The 9,811-nt window shown below is 48.3% G+C and carries 7 protein-coding genes; 3 read left to right on the forward strand and 4 right to left on the reverse strand.

The genetic code is table 11. From position 1 onward, the window contains the following. The 3 genes from Q0294_RS14885 to Q0294_RS14895 form a co-directional block, all read left to right on the forward strand. Nucleotides 1-274, forward strand: a 274-nt coding sequence (locus Q0294_RS14885; RefSeq protein ID WP_299467015.1) for a S41 family peptidase, incomplete at its 5' end; no start/stop codon positions are given. Then, nucleotides 271-1,170 carry a hypothetical protein gene (locus Q0294_RS14890; protein ID WP_299467017.1) on the forward strand — a complete coding sequence of 300 codons (900 nt, stop codon included), beginning with the start codon at nucleotides 271-273 and terminating at the stop codon, nucleotides 1,168-1,170. The genes Q0294_RS14885 and Q0294_RS14890, both read left to right, overlap by 4 nt. Before the next feature lie 245 nt (nucleotides 1,171-1,415). Beyond that, nucleotides 1,416-5,768 (forward strand): serine/threonine-protein kinase, encoded by a 4,353-nt coding sequence (locus Q0294_RS14895; protein WP_299467018.1) that lies wholly within the window; start codon nucleotides 1,416-1,418, stop codon nucleotides 5,766-5,768. Nucleotides 5,769-5,773: 5 nt separating this feature from the next. On the opposite strand, the gene Q0294_RS14900 is transcribed toward Q0294_RS14895, so the two are convergent. The 4 genes from Q0294_RS14900 to Q0294_RS14915 all read right to left on the reverse strand — a co-directional run bounded on the left by Q0294_RS14900 (nucleotide 5,774) and on the right by Q0294_RS14915 (nucleotide 9,578). Next, the gene (locus tag Q0294_RS14900) at nucleotides 5,774-7,498 is read right to left on the reverse strand and encodes an ATP-binding protein (RefSeq protein WP_299467019.1); all 1,725 of its coding nucleotides are present in this window, start codon (nucleotides 7,496-7,498) and stop codon (nucleotides 5,774-5,776) included. A 432-nt stretch (nucleotides 7,499-7,930) separates the two neighbouring features. Further along, nucleotides 7,931-8,290: a hypothetical protein gene (locus tag Q0294_RS14905; protein ID WP_299467021.1), complete on the reverse strand. Its 360-nt coding sequence runs from the start codon at nucleotides 8,288-8,290 to the stop codon at nucleotides 7,931-7,933. Nucleotides 8,291-8,479: 189 nt separating this feature from the next. Further along, the gene (locus tag Q0294_RS14910) at nucleotides 8,480-8,866 is read right to left on the reverse strand and encodes a hypothetical protein (RefSeq protein ID WP_299467023.1); all 387 of its coding nucleotides are present in this window, start codon (nucleotides 8,864-8,866) and stop codon (nucleotides 8,480-8,482) included. Between the two features lie 100 nt (nucleotides 8,867-8,966). Next, a complete protein-coding gene (locus Q0294_RS14915) occupies nucleotides 8,967-9,578 on the reverse strand; it encodes a superoxide dismutase (protein ID WP_299467025.1) in 612 nt (203 codons plus the stop codon). Between the last annotated feature and the right edge of the window lie 233 nt (nucleotides 9,579-9,811).

The following is a 9,811-nucleotide window of genomic DNA, read 5'->3' on the forward strand; positions in this document are numbered from 1 at the left end:
GACTGTAATCGGTCGAAAAACCTATGGTAAATGGTCAGTGCAGAGTATTTTCCCGATTCGCGGTTCAACCGGTTTACGTTTGACAACTGCCAAATTCTATTCGCCTCAGGGAAACACTTATGGTAAGATTGGGATCAAACCCAATATCACGGTTGAGAAAGATGAACTGCAGACTGCCATGTATGGCGCATCGCGAGAGCAAATGCTTGCAGCAGATTCTGATATCAAACGTGGCTTACAAATACTGCAAAGGCAATATGCTGTAACACCATGATGGATGAACGTGCCGCCTGGCTCACACAGGGAAAAGGAGCGACCCCCGACTTGCGGTGGTCGTTTTCTACAGAAGCTCCTTTAAGTGCGCTGGATCTGGCACGTGAAACCGGAGAAATACTGGCCGCCGATGTTTCAGGCGGCCTTTATTTATTGGATCGACAGGGACAGTTTCTGCATCTGAATCGAGGCATTAAGGATGTACAACTGGTGCACTGGAGTGACCGCGGAAAACTGGGAGCCGCGATTTATTCCAACAACAATATCTGCTGTTTCGATCGCGATTTGAACGTCTTATGGGCGATTTCTTTTTCCGTCGAATGCCTGGCGATCTCGATGGACTCCTACGGTGATTATATTGCCGTCAGTCTTGCCAGCGGCAAGACGATTATTATTGATTCGCAAAAACGGAAAATCGCCAGTATTGAAACTATTCGACCGCTTAGTTATTTGCAGTTTCAGGTAACAGAACCGCGCTTGATTGGTGCTGCTGAAAATGGACTGCTCTGTTGTTATGATCTGGAAGGCAATTGTCTCTGGACCGAGAAACATTGGTCTAACTGCGGCGGGATCGCGACGGCCGGTGATGGCCATCGGATCTATCTGGCGGGCTTTAATTATGGGATCTTGATGTTTGATCACGATGGAGAAACTGCGGGTACTCTGGTTTTTGAAGGGACGCCTAAAGTGATTGACTGCGATTTTTCTGCAAATCGGATTGTGGCAGCGACGATTGAGCAGGAACTGTATTGGTTAAATCAGGAAGGAAAGCTCCTCTGGGGGGGAGTTATTCCGGACGAAGCCATCGAAGTTGCCTGTGACCCGTTCGGGCAATGGTGTGTCTGCGGTATGAAATCCGGCCTTGTTCAGTGCCTGGACTGGTCTGACGCAATTTGAACTACTCCGGAAGACGGATTCATCGAGGAAAAATCTGGTTCAATGCTGTTCAGTTTTCCTTGTCGCAGAAATCTGGAAAAGAAAGAGGGTCTATTTTGACTCTGCCTTTCCAAATGCATATGATATAAGGTCTTCCAGCTTCATGTATCTTGTAGCTTTAAATCAATTCTTGATGATTCTAAAGAGCGGACCGTGTCAGTAAGATGTTTTTGAATTTGTCGATTCAGACAGTTCTGGGGTAGGCGATGGCCAAGCGGGATAAAGATATTCCTGAAAAGAAAAAACGCCAGTCTGCGCGCGTCCCTAAACTTGAAACGCTGGGTAAGTATCAGATTCAAAAAGAAATCGGTGCGGGCGGCATGGGAGCCGTTTTTCTTGCCAAAGATACCACGTTGAACCGGTTGGCCGCTTTAAAAATTCTGCCCCGCGATAAGGCAGAGAATCCTGTCCTTGTCAAACGTTTTAAGGCAGAAGGTCAGGCTGCCGCTCATCTGCGGCATGAAAATATTGTGTCAGTCTATGATGCGGGTGAAGAAGATGGTTATCTCTACATTGCTTTAGAATATGTGGAAGGGACCGATCTGCATAATCTGATCAACAAACGAGGCCGAATTCCCGTTCGTCGCTCGCTGGAGATTATCACGCAGGTCACACAGGCTCTGGCGCATGCTTATCAGCAAGGCATCGTCCATCGAGACATAAAACCGGCTAACATTCTCATCCGGCAGGATGGGGTTGTGAAACTGACGGACCTCGGTCTGGCACGTTCGATTGATGATAACACAGAGACGAGTATTACCCGTGCCGGCACAACGGTAGGGACCGTTGATTATATGGCCCCCGAACAGGCGCGTGACAGCAAGGCCGCAGATATTCGGAGTGATCTCTATTCTCTGGGATGTACCTGGTATCACATGCTGACTGGCCGCGCTCCTTTCTCGGAAGGAAGTTTAACCAATAAACTGGCAGCGCACGCGACGACGCCTCCTCCCGATCCCCGTGAATTAAATGAGCGGGTTCCGGAAGGAGTTGTAGCCATCATTCAGCGGATGATGGCCAAGTCACAGAGTGAGCGTTATCAGACGCCGGAAGAGCTGCTGGAAGATTTGAAGAATTCGAATCTGAAGCGATCCAACGTTGAGAACAATGTACTGGAAGGCTTGGCCAATGATGAATCTGACAGCGAGCATGCGACGCTCGAAACAGGAGTAAATCAGGCGGCGGACAGCAGTGATTTTCTGATCAATCAATTCATGCCCGATTACAGCAGTCGGGTCGAAGATCACGAAGAAGAATCGAGCAGTCGCCTCAGCACCAGTTTTGATCTGCAGCAGTTGGCAGCAGAAATGGAGAAAGAGTCAGAAACCATAGTGCCCGTGGTCGAGCGCCCCGCCGGTTCAGTCAAAAGACAAAGATCGATAGCGCCCGAATCGCTGCGGGACGCTTCGGAAGAACCGTACAAGTCAAGTCGCTCTACACCACCGATGGAAGAAGGTTCCGTCATTTCTGACTCAGCCATGAAAACCAGACAATCTGCCCCTTCGCAAAAGCCAGAAGCTTCGGTTGAAGAGCGAAAGCGCACGAGACCAACACCACAAAACAAGAAAATACCAGGGAAAGAACCTGCTTCAGAGAAGCGTCCGCAGAGGCCGTCCCGGAAAACCACTCCAGTTGAATCGGATGAGAATGCAGTATCCGAAGGTCAGATTATGGTGGATTTCAAGCAGATTGGGATGCTGGTTGGCGGGGCGATTCTGTTGATATTGCTCGTCTGGTGGGGAATCAAAGCACTTAGTTCATCAGGCCCGAGTCCGCAGGGGCCCGGAAGTAATCCTTTTGCGTCAGCCGATCAAAATCCACAGGGGAATCAGCAGGATTCTGAGAAACAGGGGCCACCCGGTAAGGAAGATCAGGCGGCTGCAGATGAGCATGTGAAGTCAGAACCAACGGTTGAAGTTGCGGATAATAACGGAGCAAACCAGTCTGCTGATTCGAAGAAACAGTCGAATGAAAAATGGCAGAACATGGCAGTTCGTGGACAGGAAAAGTTGCACCTGCCGGAATGGGGACCGGGCTTCTCTGCTCTGGCCGGCCCGAATCGCAGTAAAGCTGATCTGAAATTGCCCGTATTCAAAGTTGCCAAAGGCAAAACGGACGCGGGACTCTATGGAAGTCTCAATGAAGCAATCGAAGCGGTCACTTCAAAGGGCGCTGTGATTCGTTTATTTGGCCAGGGTCCCTTTTTGCTGAAGCGACATCGATTACAGAATATCTCCCCGCTCATCATCATGGCGGATGCCGAGCAGGATCCGGTGGTTGTGATTCAAGGAGATGATCAGGCTGCGAATCAGTCAGAAACTGATTTAATTTCTTTTTCCTCGGGAGTACTCCGATTTCAGGGGATTCATTTTTTATGTGATGTTTCTCAGCTTCCGGGTACCGGAACGTGTAATATTTTTGGTATCAAACAAAGCGATTTTACATTTCAGAACTGTTCATTTTCACTAACAGGGAATAATGAGAGAGAGATTCGATTTATTAATTCCACAGGCGATCCGCGTGCGTCATTGGGGCATCCTCAGGGAGAGTCGCGTATCTTCCTTGAGAATTCCGTGATTACCGGCAATCGACTGGAAGTGATCCACGTCGATCAACCTTTCGCTGATGTGATGATCTCAAACTGCTTTATTTCCACAACAGGAACTCCCTGTCTGGCGTTGGCAAGTCTGGGGAAGATCGTCAAAAACGATTTGATCTGGGAAGAACGCAAAGCCCCCCGCACTGCCAGAATCTTTTCCAGCACCCTGCTCTCTGATCACTCGATATTTGAGTTAAATGGTGCCCCGAACTCGAAAGCTGCAAAGCAGCCGGGCGAGAGCGTAGTGAAAGGAAATCAAACCGAGATCATCGTGGTGAATTCTGTTTTGATTGGCAGCCCGGAAAAAAAACAAGCTTCGATGATGTCCCTGATCAATTGGCCGCAGGATAAATTACGCGAGCAAAGTAAAAATCGCTTTGATGGACTGAAATTTCAAGTGGAAAGTGCCTTGTTGTGGGGGTGGCCTTTGTATTTGCGATCCACAGATTCGGGTCGTACTCAGAGCGTGTTTCAAATTGATTCGCATCGTACCTGGCAGCAAAGCTGGGGAGAAATAATAGCAGCCGGTACATTCAATACCGAACTGCCTCCGGAATTGAACGAACTGCGCGCTCCTGCTTTTGTGAGACCGTTACTCGATTTTTCCAAACAAAAAGCTGTTCATGTTATTTCCGAAGGGGGAGTGATCGCAGGTTGTGATCCTGCTGCTTTGAAATCCCTTTCTCAGGGACAATTGAAACGCATTCAGGCCTATCTGAGCAAACCGCAGTTTGAACAGGAAATTCATGATCAATTTACAAAAGCAAAAACCGTCACTTTTGACATGACAAAGGGAGACCTCAGCGAGTTTCTCAGCAGTTCCGTCATTTCAGGACCGACGAATGTCACTGTCAGCGGCCAGGGAACCTGCTTCACGTCTCCGATTTTGATTGAGAACAAACAGATTCGTCTGGAGTTTCAGCAAAAAGAGGGTGAACTTCCGATTGTAGAACTGAAGCTCTTTTCTCCCTCAGCGCAGAAGCGACCGCGCGATCAGAAGACGGCGGGCATTTCCTCATTTATCACCCTGAAAAACTCGACATTGGAGATCATTGGCGGCAAGTTTCGGATTTCTGCTGAAAGGAAAGGCGTTGTCCCCCAACATTTTCTGGTTTGTCAGAATAGCCGAGTGGCATTGGATCAATGTGCTCTGGATGCGATGCTGATCAATGACCGGCGTTTTGAGTCTGTCGTGTCTGTTGAACCATCCACTACCGGGAAACCGGACCAGATTCTACTGGATCGTTCTTTTCTGTCAGCTTCGGGAACAATTATTGAATCACGTACGCCTCGGCTCGGTGTTGCTGTTCAGAACAGCCTGCTCTTGAGTCTCAGAGATATATTTGCCTTCGAAACGCAGAATTCTGCTTCATCTCCGTCGATTCAGGTTTCTCTGAGCCAGAGCACCTTTGCTCCCGGAGGATCTGTTTTCGCATTTCAACAGATCTCTGGTGCTCCAGTAGCGGGCCCTGCTCCCATTCAAATATTTGCAGATGATTCTGTGTTTATGCCCGCCCCTGCGACTTCTGCAGCTCGATCGGATTTCTCACGGTCCGCTGCTTTGTTTTCAATTCCAGAGAGCCTCCGTGAAAAAAAACTGATTCAGTGGTGGGGTGATTCTGACGGTTTTATGATTGAGCGGTTGGATGTACTGGCCGGAAATGCAAGCAGTTCGCAACAAACTGATGCAGAGTTTTTAAAAGAAATGTCGCGTCTGTTTGGGGAAGAAACCAATCAGCACGCATTGGCGATTCGGGGAGGCATCATCTTGCAGGAACAGAAACTGCCACCACTGGTTAAAATCGAACCGGTTCACTTCCAATTATTGCCCACCTGTAAGGCAGCAGTCTGGTCCGAATTAAAAGAACCACTTGGCGCTGATCCTGTTGCATTGCAGGCGATGATTCAGGGGGGGGAGAAAAGTCCGGAAAAGACGGGGCGTATCAAACGGGCTTTCTAAAAGAGTCAGGAAGAAGCTGCCGGTGGATGATCTTCGTCCAGACGCGGGATTGAAAGTGTGAAACGCGATCCTTTTCCTGATTCACTTTCGATATTAATTTCGCCACCATGTTCCCGGATGATTTTCTGGCTGACCGCCAATCCGATTCCAGTTCCCCGGGCTCCTTTAGTCGATTCAAACAGATTGAAAATCTTACCGATCTGATCTTCAGGAATTCCGGGACCATTATCTGAAACCATGATCAGAATCTGATCCGGTTTTGACAGATATTTTGTTTCAAGAAGAACAATCCCCTGTTTGGCTTCCGCGCCTTCAACGGCATCTATGGCATTGATCACGATATTCAAAATCGCCCTGTGAATGCCTTCATGATCAAAGACAGATTCCGGCAAGTCTTTCGCGATTTCACACTTCAACTGAACGCCACATTCTTCAGCGCGTGCCTGCATCAGCTCATAAACGTCTTTGACCGGGGTGTTGACAGATCCCGGTTCTAAAGCAGGTTTCCGCTCGGTGCTGAAAGTGAGCATGTCCATCACCAGGTGGTAGATTTTGTTCTGGTTTTTTTCAACGATGTTCCAGCCTTTGCGGACCAGATCTTCTTCAGATTTATTCAGTCCCATATCGATGAGATAACTGCCGCCGCGCACTCCCTGCAGAATGTTTTTAATATGGTGGCTTAATGTGGCGATGGTTTGTCCCATTGCAGCAAAGCGTTCTGCTTTCAGCATGGCGTTCTGGAAACGGTAGTTTTCGATGGCTAAGGCTGACTGACGTCCAATCGCCACCAGTAGTCTGAGGTGTTCTTCGCTGAATTTTTCCACGGCACCATTTTTTAACAGCATTTCAGGATGCGAAGTCGTTGTATCGACATAGATGACACCCATCAGTTCGTGACGTCCCTGCATGGGAACACACATGGCTTCTCTGATGCCCGCCTGGAGAATACTGCGTCCCCCTTCAAATCGCTGGTCCCGCTGTGCATCCGATGTGCGAACCCCTTGTTTTTTATTCAGAACATAATCCACAATGCTGTGTGAAACCGGCATGCGCGGCCCGGTCTTTTTCTCATCGCGGCTGCTGTAGATCTGTGGCAGGATTTCACCCGACTGGGGGTCCGTAATCAACATACAGCCCCGGTCTGCACCGACGGTGTTGATGGTGAGGTCAAGAATTCGCTTGAGTAATTCTTCCTGTGAGATCGTTGGGCTGACAGCAGCTTCGGCGACACGATAGAGTGCCTGAAGATCATTCTGGATTTCGTGCTTCTGAATGACTCCCGAAGCATCGGCTGTATCCAGAATCACGGAATCGAAATGGTGATTGACTTCGTGTGTGATACTGGAGTGATGCGAATCTTCGTTGCTGATCAAATCGATTTTTTCCGCCATATAGCGGGAATCTTCATCAATCGACTGACTCGAAAACAGCAGCAAGCTGCGACCGATTTGAATATGGTCGCCGTTATTGAGTTTGGTTGACTGAATCTGGGTGCCATTAACCATTGTTCCGTTAGAACTGTTCTGATCGGTGATGATATAGGAACCATTTTTAAATGAGATCAAGGCATGCTGGCGTGACGCTTCCGTATCCAGGATGCGAACTTCATTGCGAACGCCCCGCCCTACTCCGGCAGGTTCGGTGCCGAGCTTAAATCGCGTTCCCAAATCAACACCCTGGATGACCAGCAGCGTTGCTTTGGTTACATCGTTCCGTATCAACCTTTTCATGGTTTCTTATCCCAGTCGATGACTGGACCTGCCGCTCATGGTGGTATTGTCTGCCAAGTAATCAAGTAAGCAAATTCTCCAGCTGAGCAGAATCATATGCGTTTCGGCTCAACTGTGTTTTACTGACTTACCGCGCAAAATGCCCGAGACTTAGATGATACTCAGACTTTGATGACAGACAAGCATTTCTCTTGCAGGTCCCTTTTGCTCAAGAATTAATTTGTCATCATTTTGCTTACTCTGTGTTGTATAGCCCCTATGTAGCATCATATCCCAACGTGGAGCCCTGTTCAAATCCCAGACCGCAATTACTGGTACTGTACCAGACCGGAATCGATTCTTCTTTCTCCGAACGGCTTTAAAATCGCCGCCATCAACGAGAAATCGGGGCGGCTTGAATTCAAGGGAGCTGGGGGTAGAAATTGCAGGCTATTAATGAGTCGACGGGGGCTGCGTCAGAAGGCTTTCAATGGAATCAATCAATTCTGCATATTGGAAAGGCTGAACCAGAAAACGGGTGGATTGATCGGGATTGGTCCTTTTTGCTTGTTTTACTGAACCAATGACAATCTTTGGGATGTTATTCCATCCTGGTTGATTAGTGGTGAAATCACTGGAATCATCATCGTGTACAACAACGATGCTGGGAATTTCGTCAGAGGAGACGGCATCAACGGGATGGTGTTTGCGAATTCGGTTGACCCGGCACCCCTGGGGTTCGAATATCGCTTTGAGAACCTGTTCTGTTTCATTCAAACCATCGAAGAGTACAACATGTTGGCCATTTACCACTTTTGGGGTCCTTCCCATTTCCACAGTATTTCATGAAGACTTTCTCACAATTCCATCTTCATTAAAGCAGATCGGGAAGATAGCGGGTATTAAATTTCCTGTCAAAAGCAGAATCGACGACTGAAATTCAGTTTTTTTGAATATGTAATCTTTACAAGCGGGAACTCTCACACAACCAGTGCTATCCGGTTACCAGGCTGTGGGGGCCGGGAAATTCTCGTTGAAAATTTGTTCCTGATTCATATAGTCGTCGGCTCTTCTCAAACTGTCGAATTGCAGTTTACGGCCTTCGTTTTTCAGCTCTTCATCCGTAATACGGCCTCTGATTTCAGCCAGTGGTGCATGGTATTTTGGCTGTTTGACTTTGACGTCGGTGGGATAAAAGACCCCCTGATCCTTGGGAACTCCCTGAGCGGTGCCATCTGACAGAGATGCGACTGCGGTTTCCGGATAGATACGCTGGTGATAGGTACTGCTGAATCCGGCAGGCTGATGGTAATCGGGTATGGTCCGGCAGCCAGCTTGAAAGCAAAGCATAACTATCAGAATGGCTAAGTTGCTGCTGCGGATTGACATAAAATTATTCCCCCAAATACCAAAAGCGGCCTTCAAAACATGAAGGCCGCTTTCATTTCATCGGCAATTTAGGGGTTAATTGTCGATCAAAATCCGACAATTAGCTTTTGGCTGCTGCGTAACGCTTAGCGACTTCATCCCAGTTGATCACATTATAGAATGCCGAAATATAGTCAGGACGCTTGTTTTGGTAGTTTAGGTAGTATGCGTGTTCCCAGGCATCGAGTCCCAGGATAGGTGTGCGGCCTTCAGAAAGTGGAGTGTCCTGGTTAGGTGTGCTTTCCACAACCAGCTTACCACTGTCAACGGACAACCAGGCCCAGCCGCTTCCAAAGCGGGTAGCAGCAGCATTGGAAAACTTTTCTTTGAAAGCATCCAGGCTGCCGAATGTGGAGTCAATTGCGTCTGCGAGTTCACCGCTGGGAGCCCCGCCACCGTTGGGTGACATAATTGTCCAGAACAGGCTGTGGTTAGCGTGTCCGCCACCATTGTTCCTGATCGCACCACGAATCGCTTCAGGGACAGCACCCAGATCGCTCATCAGATCTTCAATGGATTTCGCTGCGAGGTCGCTGTGACCTTCCAAAGCGTCGTTTGCTTTAGAAATATAAGCCTGATGGTGCTTGGTGTGGTGAATTTCCATGGTTCGCGCATCGATGTGTGGTTCCAGCGCATCGTATGCGTAGGGTAATTCGGGAAGCGTATAAGCCATTTGATTAACTCCTTTGTGTTTTCATTGAAATAGTCATAAGGTTGGTGACTTTGTGTATATTGTCTGGGGTGTCGAACACATAAAGCGAGAACGAGGCCAATTCCTCTGCTATTGATTCTATTGTAGAAGATTAAACCATTCTCACAACCAACCGACTGCGAAGATTTACATTGTTTCTGCTACTGTCTGCTTTGAGAGACACGAATAGTTGACCCTGAGATCACGACTTCTAC

The sequence above is a fragment of the uncultured Gimesia sp. genome (assembly GCF_937919775.1).
Lineage (GTDB): Bacteria > Planctomycetota > Planctomycetia > Planctomycetales > Planctomycetaceae > Gimesia.

Excerpts from the sequence above, each read along its gene's own strand:
- Q0294_RS14890 (WP_299467017.1), top strand. The coding sequence starts at position 271 with ATGATGGATGAACGTGCCGCCTGGCTCACACAGGGAAAAGGAGCGACC.
- Q0294_RS14895 (WP_299467018.1), top strand. The coding sequence starts at position 1,416 with ATGGCCAAGCGGGATAAAGATATTCCTGAAAAGAAAAAACGCCAGTCT.
- Q0294_RS14900 (WP_299467019.1), bottom strand. The coding sequence starts at position 7,498 with ATGAAAAGGTTGATACGGAACGATGTAACCAAAGCAACGCTGCTGGTC.
- Q0294_RS14910 (WP_299467023.1), bottom strand. The coding sequence starts at position 8,866 with ATGTCAATCCGCAGCAGCAACTTAGCCATTCTGATAGTTATGCTTTGC.
- Q0294_RS14915 (WP_299467025.1), bottom strand. The coding sequence starts at position 9,578 with ATGGCTTATACGCTTCCCGAATTACCCTACGCATACGATGCGCTGGAA.